The organism is Stenotrophomonas sp. PS02298, from assembly GCF_029959445.1.
Lineage (GTDB): Bacteria > Pseudomonadota > Gammaproteobacteria > Xanthomonadales > Xanthomonadaceae > Stenotrophomonas.
In genome coordinates, this window is the sequence record NZ_JASCOR010000016.1 from 1 (window position 1) to 15,250 (window position 15,250).

The 15,250-nt window shown below is 66.7% G+C and carries 21 protein-coding genes and 1 pseudogene; 13 read left to right on the forward strand and 9 right to left on the reverse strand.

Annotated elements, in window-relative coordinates; genetic code table 11:
* The 4 genes from QMX78_RS04290 to QMX78_RS04305 form a co-directional block, all read left to right on the forward strand.
* On the forward strand, window positions 1–182 hold a 182-nt coding region (locus tag QMX78_RS04290; RefSeq protein WP_282266888.1), incomplete at its 5' end, for a hypothetical protein.
* A gap of 36 nt (window positions 183–218) precedes the next feature.
* Window positions 219–1,043, forward strand: coding sequence for a DUF932 domain-containing protein (locus QMX78_RS04295; RefSeq protein ID WP_019396530.1), 825 nt, complete (start codon window positions 219–221; stop codon window positions 1,041–1,043).
* Window positions 1,044–1,121: 78 nt separating this feature from the next.
* Entirely contained in the window at window positions 1,122–3,167 is a 2,046-nt protein-coding gene (locus tag QMX78_RS04300) for a ParB/RepB/Spo0J family partition protein (RefSeq protein ID WP_019396531.1), read from the forward strand.
* A 62-nt stretch (window positions 3,168–3,229) separates the two neighbouring features.
* A complete protein-coding gene (locus tag QMX78_RS04305) occupies window positions 3,230–3,439 on the forward strand; it encodes a hypothetical protein (protein ID WP_025986880.1) in 210 nt (69 codons plus the stop codon).
* Between the two features lie 173 nt (window positions 3,440–3,612).
* Here QMX78_RS04305 and QMX78_RS04310 read toward each other — a convergent pair.
* The 8 genes and pseudogenes from QMX78_RS04310 to QMX78_RS04345 all read right to left on the reverse strand — a co-directional run.
* Window positions 3,613–4,038 (reverse strand): annotated as a pseudogene (locus QMX78_RS04310) (N-acetyltransferase); the annotation flags it as partial.
* A gap of 5 nt (window positions 4,039–4,043) precedes the next feature.
* A complete protein-coding gene (gene chrA, locus QMX78_RS04315) occupies window positions 4,044–5,273 on the reverse strand; it encodes a chromate efflux transporter (RefSeq protein ID WP_019396533.1) in 1,230 nt (409 codons plus the stop codon).
* Window positions 5,270–5,572: a PadR family transcriptional regulator gene (locus QMX78_RS04320; RefSeq protein WP_003107234.1), complete on the reverse strand. Its 303-nt coding sequence runs from the start codon at window positions 5,570–5,572 to the stop codon at window positions 5,270–5,272. Before QMX78_RS04320 ends, chrA begins: the two co-directional genes overlap by 4 nt.
* Before the next feature lie 99 nt (window positions 5,573–5,671).
* Window positions 5,672–6,094, reverse strand: coding sequence for an arsenate reductase (glutaredoxin) (arsC, locus tag QMX78_RS04325; RefSeq protein WP_019396534.1), 423 nt, complete (start codon window positions 6,092–6,094; stop codon window positions 5,672–5,674).
* A 17-nt stretch (window positions 6,095–6,111) separates the two neighbouring features.
* Window positions 6,112–7,197, reverse strand: coding sequence for an ACR3 family arsenite efflux transporter (arsB, locus tag QMX78_RS04330; RefSeq protein ID WP_025986881.1), 1,086 nt, complete (start codon window positions 7,195–7,197; stop codon window positions 6,112–6,114).
* A gap of 10 nt (window positions 7,198–7,207) precedes the next feature.
* Window positions 7,208–7,705 carry an arsenate reductase ArsC gene (locus QMX78_RS04335; protein WP_013721777.1) on the reverse strand — a complete coding sequence of 166 codons (498 nt, stop codon included), beginning with the start codon at window positions 7,703–7,705 and terminating at the stop codon, window positions 7,208–7,210.
* 12 nt (window positions 7,706–7,717) lie between these two features.
* Window positions 7,718–8,188 (reverse strand): ArsI/CadI family heavy metal resistance metalloenzyme, encoded by a 471-nt coding sequence (locus tag QMX78_RS04340; protein WP_003107243.1) that lies wholly within the window; start codon window positions 8,186–8,188, stop codon window positions 7,718–7,720.
* 13 nt (window positions 8,189–8,201) lie between these two features.
* Window positions 8,202–8,531: a helix-turn-helix domain-containing protein gene (locus QMX78_RS04345; RefSeq protein WP_003116799.1), complete on the reverse strand. Its 330-nt coding sequence runs from the start codon at window positions 8,529–8,531 to the stop codon at window positions 8,202–8,204.
* 785 nt (window positions 8,532–9,316) lie between these two features.
* Here QMX78_RS04345 and QMX78_RS04350 point away from each other — a divergent pair.
* The gene (locus QMX78_RS04350) at window positions 9,317–9,631 is read left to right on the forward strand and encodes a DUF736 domain-containing protein (protein ID WP_019396536.1); all 315 of its coding nucleotides are present in this window, start codon (window positions 9,317–9,319) and stop codon (window positions 9,629–9,631) included.
* 63 nt (window positions 9,632–9,694) lie between these two features.
* Here the strand turns inward: QMX78_RS04350 and QMX78_RS04355 are convergent, their stop codons facing one another.
* Window positions 9,695–9,982: a helix-turn-helix transcriptional regulator gene (locus QMX78_RS04355; RefSeq protein ID WP_033864733.1), complete on the reverse strand. Its 288-nt coding sequence runs from the start codon at window positions 9,980–9,982 to the stop codon at window positions 9,695–9,697.
* Window positions 9,983–10,224: 242 nt separating this feature from the next.
* Here QMX78_RS04355 and QMX78_RS04360 point away from each other — a divergent pair, with 242 nt between their 5' ends.
* The 8 genes from QMX78_RS04360 (at window position 10,225) to QMX78_RS04395 (ending at window position 15,199) form a co-directional block, all read left to right on the forward strand.
* A complete protein-coding gene (locus QMX78_RS04360) occupies window positions 10,225–10,575 on the forward strand; it encodes a DUF2958 domain-containing protein (RefSeq protein WP_019396538.1) in 351 nt (116 codons plus the stop codon).
* Between the two features lie 308 nt (window positions 10,576–10,883).
* A complete protein-coding gene (locus QMX78_RS04365; RefSeq protein WP_019396539.1) occupies window positions 10,884–11,639 on the forward strand; it encodes a DUF2285 domain-containing protein in 756 nt (251 codons plus the stop codon).
* Window positions 11,640–11,749: 110 nt separating this feature from the next.
* Window positions 11,750–12,031: a helix-turn-helix domain-containing protein gene (locus tag QMX78_RS04370; protein ID WP_013721771.1), complete on the forward strand. Its 282-nt coding sequence runs from the start codon at window positions 11,750–11,752 to the stop codon at window positions 12,029–12,031.
* Between the two features lie 26 nt (window positions 12,032–12,057).
* Window positions 12,058–12,915 carry a replication initiator protein A gene (locus QMX78_RS04375; RefSeq protein WP_282266918.1) on the forward strand — a complete coding sequence of 286 codons (858 nt, stop codon included), beginning with the start codon at window positions 12,058–12,060 and terminating at the stop codon, window positions 12,913–12,915.
* A gap of 253 nt (window positions 12,916–13,168) precedes the next feature.
* Window positions 13,169–13,807: a ParA family partition ATPase gene (gene parA / locus QMX78_RS04380; protein WP_121428825.1), complete on the forward strand. Its 639-nt coding sequence runs from the start codon at window positions 13,169–13,171 to the stop codon at window positions 13,805–13,807.
* A complete protein-coding gene (locus tag QMX78_RS04385) occupies window positions 13,804–14,076 on the forward strand; it encodes a chromosome partitioning protein ParB (protein ID WP_121428838.1) in 273 nt (90 codons plus the stop codon). The genes parA and QMX78_RS04385 overlap by 4 nt, the downstream gene beginning before the upstream one ends.
* Window positions 14,073–14,606 carry a DUF2840 domain-containing protein gene (locus tag QMX78_RS04390; protein ID WP_121428823.1) on the forward strand — a complete coding sequence of 178 codons (534 nt, stop codon included), beginning with the start codon at window positions 14,073–14,075 and terminating at the stop codon, window positions 14,604–14,606. The genes QMX78_RS04385 and QMX78_RS04390 overlap by 4 nt, the downstream gene beginning before the upstream one ends.
* Window positions 14,603–15,199, forward strand: coding sequence for a S26 family signal peptidase (locus QMX78_RS04395; protein WP_115272150.1), 597 nt, complete (start codon window positions 14,603–14,605; stop codon window positions 15,197–15,199). Before QMX78_RS04390 ends, QMX78_RS04395 begins: the two co-directional genes overlap by 4 nt.
* Window positions 15,200–15,250 lie beyond the last annotated feature (51 nt).

Consider the following 15,250-nt stretch of genomic DNA (forward strand, 5'->3'; position numbering starts at 1 on the left):
CTGCGGGCCGCACCAACCCTGCGCTTGCCTCCTTGACGGCACCCGTTCGCGCGCTCCTGACCGTCGCGGGCGATGAACTCAGGAAAGACGGTGGCAACAGGGCCAACCGGGTTCCTCGTGCCGACCGCACCGAACAGCCGAAAGGCTGGGCTCCGAATCTTGGAATCCGGTGTGCGGTGTGAACAGCAAACCCTCTTTTCTTTGTCAGGAGAAATGCCATGCAACTTGCATCCCGCTTCGCTTCCCGTTCCCCGGTGCTGCGTTCGGAACGTCCCTTGTCCGATGACCAAATCCGGGCCGTGGCCCCGTCCATCTTCGCCGAGGCACCGCACGAAAGCCGTTCCGAGCGGTACAGCTACATCCCCACCGCCACCGTGCTGCAAGAACTGCGCGGGGAAGGCTTCGAGCCTTTCATGGTGACGCAGACCCGCGTGCGCCACGACGACCGCCGCGACTACACCAAGCACATGATCCGGCTGCGCCACGCGAGCCAGATCAACGGCCGCGAGGCCAACGAAATCATTCTGCTGAACTCCCATGACGGCACCAGCAGCTACCAGATGCTGGCCGGGATGTTCCGCTTCGTTTGCAGCAATGGCCTTGTCTGCGGCGACACCGTGGCGGACGTGCGCGTACCCCACAAGGGCGACGTAGCCGGGCACGTCATCGAAGGCGCTTACGAAGTCCTGCACGGCTTCGACCGGGCGCAGGAATCGCGCGATGCCATGCGCGCCATCACGCTGGACGCCGGGGAATCGGAAGTGTTCGCCCGCGCTGCGCTCGCGTTGAAGTACGACGAGGACAAGCCCGCGCCCATCACGGAATCGCAAATCCTGATGCCGCGCCGCCATGACGACGACCGCCGCGACCTGTGGAGCGTGTTCAACCGCACGCAGGAGAACTTGACCAAAGGTGGTCTGTCCGCCCGCGCCGCGAATGGCCGCCGCCAGACCACCCGGCCCGTGCAGGGCATCGACCAAAGCGTGCGCCTGAATCGCGCCCTGTGGCTGCTGGCCGATGGCCTGCGCCAGTTGAAAGCCTGAATCCCCACGCGGCAGGGGCAGGCAGCAGCCCTTGCCGCTTTTCTCGCTGCTGCATCCCAACCGCTAGGAGAAATCACCATGAACGCCGTACTCAAAACCGAAACCATCGCCATCGAAGCCGCCGCACCGCTGGAAGTGGCCGACCCCGCCAAGAACCTGATCTTGGTTCCCCTCTCGCAGTTGCTGCCGCGCCGTTCCAAGCGCAACGTGCGGACGACCCCGCGCCAGTCCATCCCCGAACTGGCCGCGAGCATTGCCCGCATCGGGCTGCTGCAAAACCTGATCGTCATCCTCGCCGCCGATGGCGAGCAATACGAAGTCGTCGCAGGCGACCGCCGCCTGACCGCCTTGAAGCTGCTGGCGAAGAAGAAGCGCATCCCCGCCGACTACGAAGTGCCGTGCCTGCTGGTGGCCGATGCGTCCGCCCGCACCGTCAGCCTCGCGGAGAACTTGCAGCGCGAGAACATGCACCCCGCCGACCAGTTCGCGGCCTTCGCCGCGCTGGTCAAGGAAGGCCGACCCATCGAGGACATTGCCGCCGACTTCGGCGTGTCCCCGCTGGTGGTGCAGCGCCGCTTGAAGCTGGCGAACGTCTCGCCGCGCCTGATGGCCGATTACCGGGCCGGTGGCGTGACGCTGGAACAGTTGATGGCCTTGACCATCACCGACGACCACGCTGCGCAGGAAGCCGCGTTCTATGGTGCGCCGGAATGGCAACGCAGCCCGTCCAAGCTGCGCGAGCGCCTGACCGAACGCGAAATCGACGCCACGCACGCGCTGGTGCGTTTCGTCGGGCTGGACACCTACCGGCAAGCAGGCGGCGGCATCCGCCGCGACCTGTTCGCAGAAGGCGATGCCGGAACCTACCTCACCGATACCGGAGTGCTGGAAACGCTGGTGCGCGCCAAGCTGGAAACGCTGACCGAGGACGTGCGCGCCGAGGGCTGGGCATGGGTGGAGGCCGTGCCGCATCTTGCCTACGAGGAACGGCAGGCTTTCCAGAACGCCCCACGCCATCGCCGCGAGCCGACCACCCGCGAGGCCCGCCGCATCGCCTCGCTGGAAACCCGCCTCGAAAAGATCGACGCCGAACTGGAAGACGCCTGCCAAGGTGAAAACAGCGAGGACGAGGCCAAGGCTGAGAAGCTGGAACAGCGGCGCGATCAGGTGGTCGGGGAACTGCAAGACGCGGAGGACGCCTTACAAGGCTATGCGCCCGAGGTGCGCGACGTGGCCGGTGCCATCGTCACCATCGACCGCAACGGCGAGGCCGTCATTCATCGCGGCCTGCTGCGCGAAGCCGAAGCCAAGGCGCTGCGCACGCTCGACAAGCTACGGCGCGGTTTCGGCAGCACCGACAGTGAAGCCGCCAACAACGAGCGCGAGGACGACGACGCGCCCAAGGCCGTGAGCCTGTCCGACCGGCTGGCGCATCGGTTGAGCGCCCACCGCACGGCCGCGCTGCAAATCGAAATGGCCCGGCATCCGCAAGTCGCGCTGGCCGCGCTGGTGCATTGCATGGTGCAGACCGTCTTGCAGCCCGACGCCTGCGGCGATGGCCTGCCGCTGGGCGTGCGCCTCACGGCGCAAGATCGGCTGGAAGGCATGGCCCCGGACTGGCCGGAATCGCCCGCCGCCGTGGCGCTGCGCGAACTGCAACAGGTGGCCGGTGAAGCCTTGCCGGAGGACAGCGCCGAATTGTTCGCCGCGCTGCTGGCGAAGTCGCAAAACGAACTGGTCAAGCTGCTGGCCGTATGCGTCGCTTCCACGGTGGACGTGGTGACGCCCCGCGCCATGACGCACCAGCCCGGCGAGGAACTGGCGCAGGCCGTGGGCCTGGATATGGCCGCATGGTGGAAGCCGACCGCAGAAGGCTACTTCAAGCATGTTTCCAAGGCCGCGATTCTGGATGTCGTGGGCGAGTACGCACCCGAGCAGGTCAACCGGCTGGCGAAGCTCAAGAAGGCCGACATTGCCAGCGAAGCGGAACGGCTGGCCGATGGCACGGGCTGGATGCCCGCCATCTTCAAGGCCGCAGGCGCGCAGGACGCCGTGCAGGAGGCCGACCCAGAGCAGGATGCCGACGCTGTGGCGGATGAACCTGCCGAGGCGCTGGCCGCTTGACCCGCGCCAATGGCAAGCGCCCCGACTCCGACCGGGGCGCTTCGCTGGAAGGGGAACCACCCATAACCCACACTACGACCAGCCGCCCACGCATGGCGGCGACCTATGCCCCCGGCACGGTACGCACCCGCCGCTGGCATGATGAAGGCGACGTGCGCGGCTATCGTCCGCCTGCGGGCTGGACGGCCCGCACCGACCTCACCGACATTCACCCCATCGCGGGCCGCGCCTTGTCGTGTGCCATGTGGTGGATCATCGAAACGAAGGAATAACCGCGATCAGCACCGCACTCAGGGCGTTCCGTCCTGTGCGCGGTGAATGCGCATCCGGGCGCAGCAGTGGCCGCACCCGGTATTCAAGGCCAACAGCCGAATCAGAACGCCGCCGCCTTCGCGCTGGCTCAGGCGGCGGCGTTGAACTAGCCGGGCGGCACGCCCGGCAGTTACAGGCCCGCATGGGCCTGGAAACCAAAGCGCGCGTAATACGCGGGATCTCCCAGCAGAACGCAGCCTGCGGCCCGCATAGCCCGCAGTTCGGTCAGTGCCTGTTCCATCAAGCGCGAACCAATGCCTTGCCCCTGCCTTGGCGGCATGACTGAAATCGGCCTCAAACCATACCAGCCCTCGGCCTTCCGGCCTTGGGCGTCGGAGATCGTGACGGGGGACAGTGCGACGTAGCCGATGATCTGTCCACGTTCCTCGGCCACGATGGAAAGCGTCAGTTCCCGGGCTACACGCAAGGCACGCACGATGAACTGCTCGGTATGGCTGGTGTGCGGCGCATCGGCGAAGGCGGCGGTCGTGACCGCTTCGATGGCGGCAATGTCGTCGGCGGTTTCGTGTCGGAGCTGGATGGTCAGGGTGTGCCACATGAGATTCAGACGCCCATCGCCATGACCCAGCCCACCAGCCCGGCTAACAGCACCACGAGCGCCGGCGGCACGCGCCCCACCGTCAGCAGTCCGAACGAGAGCAGCGCCAGCCCAAAATCCGCCTTGCTGTGGATGGCACTCGTCCATACCGGGTCATAGAGGGCGGACACCAGAATACCGACCACGCCGGCGTTGATGCCGGCCATGGCCGTCTGGATGCCCGCGCGGTGGCGCAGCCCTTCCCAGAACGGCAGTGCACCGACCAGCATGAAAAAAGCGGGGAGGAAGATCGTGCCCAGGAGTGCCAGCCCGCCGATCCAGCCATGCAGCGGTCCGTGGGCGACCGCGCCGAGGTAGGCCGAGAAAGTGAACAGCGGCCCCGGCACGGCCTGCGCCGCACCGTAGCCGGCCAGGAAGTCGGCATTGCTCACGACGCCGCTGGGCACCACCGAGGCCTGCAGCAGCGGCAGCACAACGTGTCCACCGCCGAAGACCAGTGCACCGGAGCGGTACACTCCTTCCAGCAGGGCTATCGTGGACGAGTCCGTGGCTGCCGCCCACAGGGGCAGCCCGACGAGCGGTGCGGCAAACAGCAGCAGCGCCACGATGCCCAGCTTGCGCGAGACGGGGTAGCTGTGGGCGTGGCCGTCGCCGGGTTGCGCGATCTTCAATGTCCACCAGCCCAGCAGCCCTGCCACCGCGATGGCGGCAAGCTGTCCCGCGGCCGAGGGCAGGACCATGGTCAGCAGCGCCGCCAGAATGGCCAGCGCGGCGCGCGGCCGGTCCGGGCACAACGACTTGGCCATCCCCCAGACCGCTTGCGCCACGATGGCCACGGCGACGACCTTGAGCCCGTGCACCCAGCCGGACTGGGCCAGCCCCTGGTACTCGGCGATGCCAAAGGCGAACAGGATCAGCGCAATCGCCGATGGCAAGGTGAATCCGGCCCAGGCCGCCAGCAGCCCCAGCCAGCCCGCTCGGCCCAGCCCCAGCGCCATACCGACCTGGCTGCTGGCCGGCCCCGGCAGGAACTGGCACAGGGCGACCAGATCGGAGTAGCTGCGGTCATCCAGCCAGCGGCGACGCTCGACGAACTCCGAGCGGAAATAGCCCAGATGCGCGATCGGCCCGCCGAAGGAGGTCAGCCCCAGCTTGAGGAAGGCGCCGAAGACTTCGACGGGTGAGCCGCGCGCGGCAGCGGCCTCATGCTGCAAGGTGTTGGTGGAATCTGTCATTTGTGCATCGCCTCCCCGGTGAACTCCCGGATGCGGTCCTTGGCCAGCGCCAAGCCTTCCTTGCCCTTGGGCGTGATCGTGTAGAGCTTGCGCACGGTGCGCCCCTCACGCTCCTGGCGGGAGACGAGGTAGCCGTCGCGCTCCATCTTGTGCAGCATCGGGTACAGCGTTCCGGGGGAGAGGCGGTAGCCGTGGTGGGCCAGCTCGTCGATCATCCATTGCCCGTAGATCTCCTGCTCGGCTGCGTGGTGCAGCACATGCAGGCGGATCAGCCCCGACAGCAGGTCGTGGTGCTCCATGGCGCGTGGAGTAGGTTTCTCTTTCATATCGAATATCGATAACGAAATTCGATAATACCAGCCTCACTTCAGATTGCCTGCCGCTTGTGCGGGAGGTCTTCAGACCCTGCGACCCTCCGCATCCACCACGGCTTCGCCGTCTTCCTTGCGGAACGCGCCGCGCTGCGGCTGCGGCAGGATGTCCAGCACGGCCTCCGAAGGCCGGCACAGGCGCGTGCCCAGCGGCGTGACCACAATGGGCCGGTTGATGAGGATGGGATGCTGGAGCATGAAGCCGATCAACTGGTCATCGCCCCACTGCGGGTCGCCCAGGCCCAGTTCGGCATAGGGCGTGCCTTTCTCGCGCAGCACGGCGCGCGCCGATACGCCCATTGCGGCGATCAGCACCATCAGCGTCGCCCGATCGGGCGGGGTCTTCAGGTACTCGATGACCGTGGGCTCCTCGCCGCTGTTGCGGATCAGGGCCAGCACGTTGCGCGAGGTGCCGCAGTCGGGATTGTGGTAGATCGTGACGGTGCTCATGGGAGTGACCTGGTTGGTTATCGGGTGGCGGAGTTCGGGCCGCATTCGTACCAGCCGCGCGAGCGGTTGACCACGCGCACGACCAGCAGCATCACGGGTACCTCGATCAGCACGCCGACCACGGTGGCCAACGCCGCGCCGGACTGGAAGCCGAACAGGCTGATGGCGGCGGCCACGGCCAGCTCGAAGAAGTTGGAGGCACCAATCAGCGCCGAGGGACAGGCAATGTTGTGCTGCTCGCCCAGCCGGCGGTTGAGCCAGTAGGCCAACCCGGAGTTGAAGAACACCTGGATCAGGATCGGCACCGCCAACATGGCGATCACCAGCGGCTGGCGGATGATGGCCTCGCCCTGGAAGGCGAACAGCAGCACCAGCGTGAGCAGCAGCGCCGCGATCGACAGAGGGCCGATGCGCTCCAGCGCCCGGTCGAAGGCGGCTTGGCCCTTGCTCAGCAACGCGCGGCGCCAGAGCTGGGCCAGGATGACCGGAATCACGATGTACAGACCGACCGATACCAGTAATGTGTCCCACGGCACCGTAATGGACGATAAGCCCAGTAGCAGGCCCACGATTGGGGCGAAGGCGAAGACCATGATGGTGTCGTTCAGCGCCACCTGCGACAGCGTGAACACAGGATCGCCCCCGGTCAGCCGGCTCCAGACGAACACCATTGCCGTGCAGGGTGCGGCGGCCAGCAGGATCAGGCCCGCGACATAGCTGTCGAGCTGGTCGGAGGGCAGCCACTGCGCGAAGACCTGGCGGATGAAGATCCAGGCGAGTAGCGCCATCGAGAAGGGTTTGACGGCCCAGTTGACGAACAGCGTCACGCCGATGCCGCGCCAATGCTGCTTGACTTGGCCCAGCGCGCCGAAGTCCACCTTGAGCAGCATGGGAATGATCATCACCCAGATCAGCAGGCCCACCGGCAGGTTGACCTGCGCGATCTCCATGCGGCCGATGGCATGGAACACGCCGGGCGCGAACTGGCCGAGCGCGATACCGGCGACGATGCACAGCAGTACCCACACGCTCAGGTAGCGCTCGAAGACGCTCATGGTGGGGGCGGCCGGCACGCGGCTGGCCGTTTGGGTTCCAACACTCATCGCGCAGACCTCACTTCGTGCCGATGCTGCGCAGCTCGTGCTGCAGCGACATGGCATCCAGGCGTTGCATCGGCAGCGACAGGAATAGCTCGATGCGCCGGCGCAAGGTCAGCGCCGCATCCGTGAATGCCTTGCGCTTCTGTTCGTCGGTGCCCTCGACGGCTGCGGGATCAGGCACACCCCAATGCGCCGACATCGGGCGTCCCGGCCACACGGGGCAGACCTCGCCGGCGGCGTTGTCGCAGACCGTGAAGATGAAATCCAGCTCCGGCGCACCGGGCGCCGCGAACTCGTCCCAGTTCTTGCTGCGGTAGCCGGCGGTCGGCATGTGCAGCCGCTCCAGCGTGGCGAGCGCCAGTGGGTGGACTTCGCCCTTGGGGTGGCTGCCCGCCGAGTAGGCGCGGAAGCGCCCCTGGCCCAATTCATTGAGGATGCCTTCGGCCAGGATGGAGCGGGCCGAGTTACCCGTGCAGATGAACAGGGCGTTGTAGGTCTTGTCGGTGGTCATGGGTATCTCACATCAGCAGCAGGAGGAAGCCGGCTTCACCGCAACGCCCACCGGCTTGCCGCGCACCGGGGTACAGCACGCTGCGGCGGAAGTCGCTGCAGGCGCCGCTTCGTTAAAGACCGGAATATTGCCCAGCGTGTGGAAGTGCTCCCAGGCCACGCCCTGCGGATCGGTGATCCAGTGCTTCTCGCTGCGCGCGTAGCAGCAGGTCGTGGTGCCCTCGTCCAGCAGCGTCATGTCGGCCGCCTCGGCGCGGGCCTTCAGCACCGCCAATTCCTCGGCATCGTCGGTCTGGATACCCAGGTGGTCGATGCCCGGCTTGTTGCCACGTGTGGAGATGGCGAAGTTGACCGGCGGGTCTTCGAGCATCCATTTGGCGTAGTCGCCTTCGACGCGCGCGGGCTGCGCGGCGAACAGTTGGGAATAGAAGCCGATGCTGCGGTTCAGGTCATCGACGTGCAGGTGGACGTGAAAGCGCTTCATGGGGGTGATCCTTTCAGCAGGAAGTACAGGCAGAGGAGGATTCGGTGACCTCGCACGCGCCGCCCTGGCAGCAGTGCTCGGTCAGATAGCCGAGCAGCCCATTCATCTGGGTGAAGTCGGCGCGGTAGATCAGGTTGCGGCCCTGCTGCTCGATGGTGACCAGGCCGGCATGGGCCAGTTCTTTCAGGTGGAAGGACAGGGAGTTGCGGGCCACGTCGAGCTGGTCGGCGAGGACGCTGGGTGTCAGCCCTTCGGGGCCGGCGACCACCAGGGCGCGGAACACGCGCAGCCGCTGGGTATGGGCCAGGGCGCCGAGGGCGGAAATGGCTTGGGTCTCGTTCATGATTCGATAATACAACATTTATTGAATCATTGGCAAAACGCTTCAATTGAATGGAGCCTGCGCGCTTGCGAGGCTTGACTTTCAAGACAGTTGCTCACGCCTTCGCGCCTGCGGCGCTGCGCGCTGCGCTTGCCTCCGGGGGAAAACCCTGCGGGCTATCCCCGCCGCGCGCAGCTTGGCGCCCCTCGATGCCGCCGAACCGGCTGCGCCGGATCGGCCCGGCCAGCGCCCCGCCGCGATGTGTGGGACGCTGGCGAACACGCTGGCGCTTGCTGCGGCAGGTTGTACGGATGCGTGCCGTCCTCAACGCTGGCGGTTCCTACCCATCACGTCACGAAGGACGGTTCACGGACAACCGGCCCGGCATCGCTATGGAGCTTCCACGCCACGCCTCAAGACCTGCGCCGCAAGGTGCGGCAGGGGCGTTCTCGCTTGTCGTCGGGTGGTTGACCTGGCCCGCGTCAGGAAGCGAGCCGGAGAAGCCTTCGGGCGGGGATGCCGAGCCGGCCCCATCTCCTTTCGGAGCGGGTCGGCCCAAGGCGTCCTTGTCTCGTTGTGAATCCTGGCGGTGGCGCGGCTGCGCCTCGGGCCTCATGGCTGCATCCGTCCGGCGAGAACAATTTCCCCTGCGCTGCGCGCATTCCTCGCGGGGCAAATTCTTTTCGCCTCCCGGTTCTCCACTACGTTGCGACCGCAAGCGGTGCAGCCAGCCCGTCCCCCGCCGGCCGGATCACAACAAGGACGCGATGGGCGCGACCCTTGTTCAACCGAAAGGAGAAAACATCATGGCCAACATCGGCACCTTTACCGCAGACAAAGACGGCTTCACCGGCACGCTGCGCACCCTGACGCTCAACGCCAAGGTCAAGCTGGTTCCCAACGACAAGGGCAGCAGCGAGAACGCCCCCGACTTCCGCCTCCAGGCCGCAGGCCACGACATCGGCGCAGCATGGAAGAAGACCAGCGAGGCCGGCCGCGAGTACCTGTCCGTGACCCTCGACGATCCTTCGTTCCCGGCAGCGGTCTATGCCCGCCTGATCGAAGGCGAGGACGGCACGCACGACCTGATCTGGTCGCGCAGCAAGCCCCAGGCGGCGTGACCGCTGCGGCGCCCCGCCCATCGTGGCGGGGCGCTGTGCTGCTGGTCGCAGCACATCACCACGTCACGCGCGCGGCTTCAACATCGACTCCAGCTCCCGACGCACCTGCGCCAGCAGCTCGTCGGCCTTGTGCGGGCTATCGCCCGCATAGGCCAGCGTTAGCAGTGTGAGCGGGTGGATATCCATCACCTCGCACAGCTCGGCCAGCTTGTTCAGGGTCGGGCTCTTCAGGTCACGCTCCAGCGAACTCATGTAGGTACGGCTGGACACGTCGGAGAACGCTTCCTGGCTTAAGCCGCGCGCTTTCCTGACCGTCTTTAATGCCGCCGCCAATGAGTTCTTCGCTGTCATCCGATGGATTCCCCAAAATCCAAGATGACAGTCGATTGCGCCCTATAGGGCTACAATCTATAGTGTTCATTTGGTGCTGTTCTACTTCTCTGTGCCTTTACGGAAATCCGCATCAGCGGGTTTCAGCAAAGCCACGAAACCGCATCCGCGCTTGCGCACGAAGGCGTAAATCCGGTTTGGCGGTTCTGCGCTTCAACGTGAAACCGCATCCGTGCATCATTGGATTTGTGGGATTGCCGACCATGCCCCAGCCACTCGCCACCGCCCCGGAGCTCGCGCAGCTGCTCGCCAACGGCGAGGCCCGCGCTGCTGGCAAAGTCATTGACCCGGTGCCCGTGGTACGGCTCTTCACGCCGGACGCTCACGTGACCTGGCTGCTGGCCGCGCTCGATCCCGCCGATGGCGACACGGCCTGGGGCCTCATTGACCTGGGGATCGGGATGCCGGCGCAAGGCACCGTCAAGCTGTCCGAGCTGGCCGGCATCGTCGGGCCGCACCAGCAGCCCGTTATGCGCGACCTCTACTTCCGTCCCACAGGCACGCTGTCGGAATACACCCGCCTGGCCGAGCGCGACGGAGCAATCCCGGACTGAATACGTCCGACTGTGACTTTTTCAGTCTGGTGTCATACCGGGCAGGTCTCAATCAGCATTCTTGCGGCGCAGCCGCACCAGTCTGATTCAAATAGACATGATGCCCGACGCGGGCTGCGGCAGGCTGGTCTGTACGGCGCCCCATTTCGGGGCGTTGCCGCCGCAGCATTGAGACGAATACCGCAACGCATCGGAGTCAATCGGTCTTGACAGCCCAACTATCTTCTCTCCTCATGAAGTTCTGATGATGGCGATGTAGCGCGTAGCCCTGCCGTGGCGGCCTGTCCTGTTCGCAGGGAGGTTGCGTCATGGTCGATCCCCATCACGCCGCACGTTGGTATCCAACGGCGGCATACCTCTACGTCTTGTGGCTGGATGCGCTGGCGCTGGCTTGGGAATACCTGCGCCGGCATCCCGACTACCGGCTCGACTGGCTGCGCCGTCATTGCCGTTCGTCGTCTTCGCAAACAGCGCAACGCTGGGGCCTGCGCCTGCTGGAAGACCCGGCGCTCGATGCGCGCGACGCGCATCCGGCCTGGCAGCCCGGCCACGCTGCCGTGGTTCAGCTCTATCCGGATGACGATCCGCCAGCGAACGCCGTACCTTTCGAGTTCTGGCGTATTCCCGGCCACAAGCAACTGATCCACGACGGCAAGCGACTGTCGCTGATCGCGCACAACCCTGGCCGCAGCCGGCGCCTGGCGTTCGCGCCAGGCCTGCACGACGGCATGGCGTTCGCCTATGCCGTGCGCGCAGGCGCTGCGCCGCCGGCCGGTTTCGCGACTGATATGGCGCAGGCCGTACCCGCCGGGATGGCATCGCCCAGGCCAACATCTGCCGTACTGCAGGAATTACACACTTTGCAGGCGCTCGACGCGGCCCTGGCAGGCGCGTCCTCGCGCGAGATAGCCGAAGGATTGTTCGGCGTGGATGCCGTCGCCGCCAATTGGCACACCGACAGCGCCTTGCGCGCCCGCGTGCGGCGGCTGGTGCGCCGTGGCGATGCGCTCATGCGCGGCGGCTATCGACGCCTGGCGCAGCTTCCGCCGCTGCCGTCGCAGTAGGGGGACGTTTCGCGTCCCCCACAGATCGTCCCTTCGCGGAAAGCCTCGCTTTTCTGAAAGTGCCTCTATCCGGCCGCGTGGTGTGGTCGGGCTTGATGGAGGTTCATCCCATGCGACCTGCTCCCTTGCGGCCTGCCGCCGCTGTCTCGACCGCTGCCGCGCAGCCCCAACGCTACCTGACCAACGACGAAGCCGCCGAGTACCTGCGCCTGTCGCCGCGCACGCTGGAAAAGCAGCGCGTGATCGGTGGCGGCCCGCGCTTTCGCAAGTTCGGCCGGCGCGTCATGTACGCCGTGGCCGACCTCGATGCCTGGGCCGCCGACCGCAGTTTCGAGACGACCTCCGATCCCGAATACGCCGAGCACCACTCGGCCGACAGCCGTGCGCGCTGATCGGCGGCGCGCGGCAGGCCATCGCCATGTCCAGCACCGTGCTGCCGTCCCGGCAGCGGCCGTTGCAGGAGCGCGAACAGCTCGACCTGTTCCGCGCCTTGCCCGGCGACATGGCACCGCGCGACAGCCAGGATTTGATGGCCTATCCGTTCTTCTCGCTCGGCAAGTCCAAGCGGGTCAAGCCCATCGACTTCCGCGCGGGCAACGTCACGATTCGCGTGGAAGGCACGCAGGAACACGGCATCGCCACGATTTGGGATGCCGACGTGCTGATATGGGCGGCCTCGCAGATCGTGGAGGCGAAGGACGCGGGCCTGCGGCCTTCGCGGCTGATGCACGCCACGCCCTACGAGATCCTGCGCTTCATCGGGCGCGGCAAGTCGCTGCGCGACTACCAGCGCCTCAAGGCCGCGCTGGATCGCCTGCAATCGACCACCGTGGCCACGTCCATCCGCGAGACGACCGGGCGGCGCCTGCATCGTTTCTCGTGGATCAACGAATGGAAGGAACTTGCCGATGCCAGCGGCACGCCGCTGGGCATCGAGCTGATCCTGCCCGACTGGTTCTATGCGGGCGTGCTCGATGCCGCCCTGGTGTTGACCATCGACCCGGCGTATTTCCGGCTGACCGGTGGCATCGAGCGGTGGTTGTACCGACTGGTGCGCAAGCACGGCGGCAAGCAGGAATACGGCTGGCAATTCGACTTCCGCTACCTGCATCAGAAATCTGGCAGCACCGCGAAGCCCTACGACTTCGCCTGCGACCTGCGCGCGCTCGTCGCGCGGCAGTCGCTGCCCGGCTACGTCTTGGGCATCGAGCGGATGCCGGACAACGGCATGGAGCTGCTGACATTCCGGCCCGTGCCGCCGACGGCACGGGGATAACTCTGGGAGAGCCTGTGGATGGAGTCGTGCTATCAGGCGTGCGGGGTATCGTGCTATCGGGCGTGGGACTATCGTGCTATCAGGCGTGCCGATCGGCCGCAAACCCGTGCCAGCACTGGGTTTCCTCGCCCTCTAACTTCCCTAACTTAATTTCTCTAACTTTTAGTAGGGAAACGCCGCTGCGGTGGACAACCACCACGCGGCCACAAACGCAGCAGCCAAGGCCCGGTTTTCCAGCATGGAGGGCCAGGCCATGATCGTCGCACTGCTCAATCAGAAAGGCGGCGTGGGCAAGACCACGCTCGCGACGCACATCGCCGGTGAGCTGGCGATGTGCGGCCAGCACGTCGTGCTGCTGGACGCCGACCCGCAGGGTTCATCGCTGGACTGGACGCAGCGCAGAAGCCAACAAGGCTTGCCACGGCTGTTCAGCGCCGTGGGCCTTGCACGCGAAACGCTGCATCAGGAAGCGCCAGAACTCGCCAGGCGGGCCGATCACGTCGTCATCGACGGCCCGCCCAGGATCGCCGCCTTGGCGCGCTCCGCGCTGCTGGCGGCCGAGCGCGTGTTGATCCCGGTGCAGCCCAGCCCCTACGACCTGTGGGCCAGCGCCGAGATGGTGGCGCTGATCCGCGAGGCACAGGTGTTTCGGCCTGCGCTGCGCGCGGCCTTCGTCATCAACCGGCGCGTCAGCACCACCGTGATCGGGCGCGAAGCGCGCCAGGCGCTGGCCGACCAGCCGCTTCCTGCGCTGCGCTCGGAAGTGCATCAGCGCATCGTGTTCGCCGACAGCGTGGCCGCTGGCCGGCTTGCACGCGAGACAGCGCCGGACAGCGCCGCCGCGCGTGAAATCACCGCGCTGGTCGATGAACTGCTGCGGTGGCCGACATGACAGCGAAGCCACCGATACGCGCCAAGCGCGTCGGCATCGGCGCGCGTCCGCCCGCGAATCCGCACGCCGAGGCGTGGATTCGCCAGGGCGACGCCGACGCGCTGGGCAAGGGCGACCTCTACACCGCCCGCCTGACCCTCGACATCACGCCCGCGCTGCGGGCGCGCATCAAGGTGTCGGCCTTCACGCAAGGCGTGACTGTGGCCGACCTGCTGCGCGGCCTACTGGAGCGCGAGTTTCTGGAGCACCGCAAGGAGAGCACGCCATGACTGCATCCGCTTCGCCTGCCGCTGGCGCGGCCACGGCTGCGCTCGCAGCACCTTCCGGTCAGCCTGCCAGCGCACCGCTGACGCGCGTGGCGCTGGCTTACATCGAACCGCGTTTCAAGCTCTATCTGCGCTTCGGTGAACCCACACGCACCCTCCAACTCGACCGTTGGCGGCGCTGCGCGGTGTTCACGCCGGGCGCCGTGTTCTGCCGCATCCGCTGGCAGGCCAATGACTACGGCACCGTGCGCTGGCAGCTCATGGTGATGCAGGCTTGCACGCCGTTGGACGCGGCGCAGCGCATCCCCGGCGTGCAGCCGGGCGCGCGCCTGCTGCTGCACGCCGAGGGCGAGAACGCAGTGCGCGCCGTGCTGGAGCGCATCGACGCCATCGAGGCGCTGGGTATCGCGCCTGCCGCTGCCTCGCCCGTGTACTGGCGCACGCTCGCCAACCGGCTCGCTGCGCGCCTGCCGCTGCCCGAATACAACGCCGAGCGGCACGCCGCCTGGCTCATCGGGAGGGCCCTGCCATGACCGCCGTTTCGACTGCCGGCACCGCGCCGCGTCCTCGCTCGCCCCGCGCACGTTTGCGCGCTCGCATCGTGCTGGCAGGCCTGTCCGCCTGCGGCCTCGCTGCGCTGGCCTGGGCGTCCTTCGTGCATCCGCTGCCGCGCCTGATCTACAACCCGTCCGACAGTGTTTCGGTCGGCTGGTATCGCGTTGATCCGCTGGGCCACGGCACCGGCTCGCTGCCACGTCCTTTGTCTGTGGGCAGCATCGTCCTGACCACGCTGCCGCCAGATGCCGCTGCGCTGGCTGCGCAGCGCGGCTACCTGCCGGCGCGCGTGCCGCTGCTCAAGCGTGTGGGCGCCGTCGCGCCGCAGGAAGTGTGCATCGCGGGCGGCATCGTCCGCATCGACGGCGTGCCTTCGGCCGCCGTGCTGCCTGCTGACCACTGGGGCCGGCCGCTGCCATCCTGGCAGCAATGCCGCCGCCTCGAACCCGGCGAACTGTTCCTGCTCAGTGTGACCAACCCGGCGTCGTTCGACAGCCGGTATTTCGGGCCGGTCAGCGCATCCGCCGTGATCGGCATTGCGCATTCGGTCTGGTTGGAGTCTCGCCCATGATGGCCGCCGACTCGCTGCACGTTGCCGTGCATCTTGTCGTGCCATCGGGCG

What these genes read in the sequence shown, in the direction of transcription:
- QMX78_RS04360 (WP_019396538.1), top strand. Translation starts at nt 10,225, where the DNA reads ATGCCCCAGCCACTCGCCACCGCCCCGGAGCTCGCGCAGCTGCTCGCC.
- QMX78_RS04300 (WP_019396531.1), top strand. Translation starts at nt 1,122, where the DNA reads ATGAACGCCGTACTCAAAACCGAAACCATCGCCATCGAAGCCGCCGCA.
- arsC (WP_019396534.1), bottom strand. Translation starts at nt 6,094, where the DNA reads ATGAGCACCGTCACGATCTACCACAATCCCGACTGCGGCACCTCGCGC.
- QMX78_RS04395 (WP_115272150.1), top strand. Translation starts at nt 14,603, where the DNA reads ATGACCGCCGTTTCGACTGCCGGCACCGCGCCGCGTCCTCGCTCGCCC.
- parA (WP_121428825.1), top strand. Translation starts at nt 13,169, where the DNA reads ATGATCGTCGCACTGCTCAATCAGAAAGGCGGCGTGGGCAAGACCACG.
- QMX78_RS04390 (WP_121428823.1), top strand. Translation starts at nt 14,073, where the DNA reads ATGACTGCATCCGCTTCGCCTGCCGCTGGCGCGGCCACGGCTGCGCTC.
- QMX78_RS04375 (WP_282266918.1), top strand. Translation starts at nt 12,058, where the DNA reads ATGTCCAGCACCGTGCTGCCGTCCCGGCAGCGGCCGTTGCAGGAGCGC.
- QMX78_RS04320 (WP_003107234.1), bottom strand. Translation starts at nt 5,572, where the DNA reads ATGGAGCACCACGACCTGCTGTCGGGGCTGATCCGCCTGCATGTGCTG.
- QMX78_RS04350 (WP_019396536.1), top strand. Translation starts at nt 9,317, where the DNA reads ATGGCCAACATCGGCACCTTTACCGCAGACAAAGACGGCTTCACCGGC.
- QMX78_RS04295 (WP_019396530.1), top strand. Translation starts at nt 219, where the DNA reads ATGCAACTTGCATCCCGCTTCGCTTCCCGTTCCCCGGTGCTGCGTTCG.
- arsB (WP_025986881.1), bottom strand. Translation starts at nt 7,197, where the DNA reads ATGAGTGTTGGAACCCAAACGGCCAGCCGCGTGCCGGCCGCCCCCACC.
- QMX78_RS04340 (WP_003107243.1), bottom strand. Translation starts at nt 8,188, where the DNA reads ATGAAGCGCTTTCACGTCCACCTGCACGTCGATGACCTGAACCGCAGC.
- QMX78_RS04385 (WP_121428838.1), top strand. Translation starts at nt 13,804, where the DNA reads ATGACAGCGAAGCCACCGATACGCGCCAAGCGCGTCGGCATCGGCGCG.
- chrA (WP_019396533.1), bottom strand. Translation starts at nt 5,273, where the DNA reads ATGACAGATTCCACCAACACCTTGCAGCATGAGGCCGCTGCCGCGCGC.
- QMX78_RS04365 (WP_019396539.1), top strand. Translation starts at nt 10,884, where the DNA reads ATGGTCGATCCCCATCACGCCGCACGTTGGTATCCAACGGCGGCATAC.
- QMX78_RS04345 (WP_003116799.1), bottom strand. Translation starts at nt 8,531, where the DNA reads ATGAACGAGACCCAAGCCATTTCCGCCCTCGGCGCCCTGGCCCATACC.
- QMX78_RS04335 (WP_013721777.1), bottom strand. Translation starts at nt 7,705, where the DNA reads ATGACCACCGACAAGACCTACAACGCCCTGTTCATCTGCACGGGTAAC.
- QMX78_RS04370 (WP_013721771.1), top strand. Translation starts at nt 11,750, where the DNA reads ATGCGACCTGCTCCCTTGCGGCCTGCCGCCGCTGTCTCGACCGCTGCC.
- QMX78_RS04355 (WP_033864733.1), bottom strand. Translation starts at nt 9,982, where the DNA reads ATGACAGCGAAGAACTCATTGGCGGCGGCATTAAAGACGGTCAGGAAA.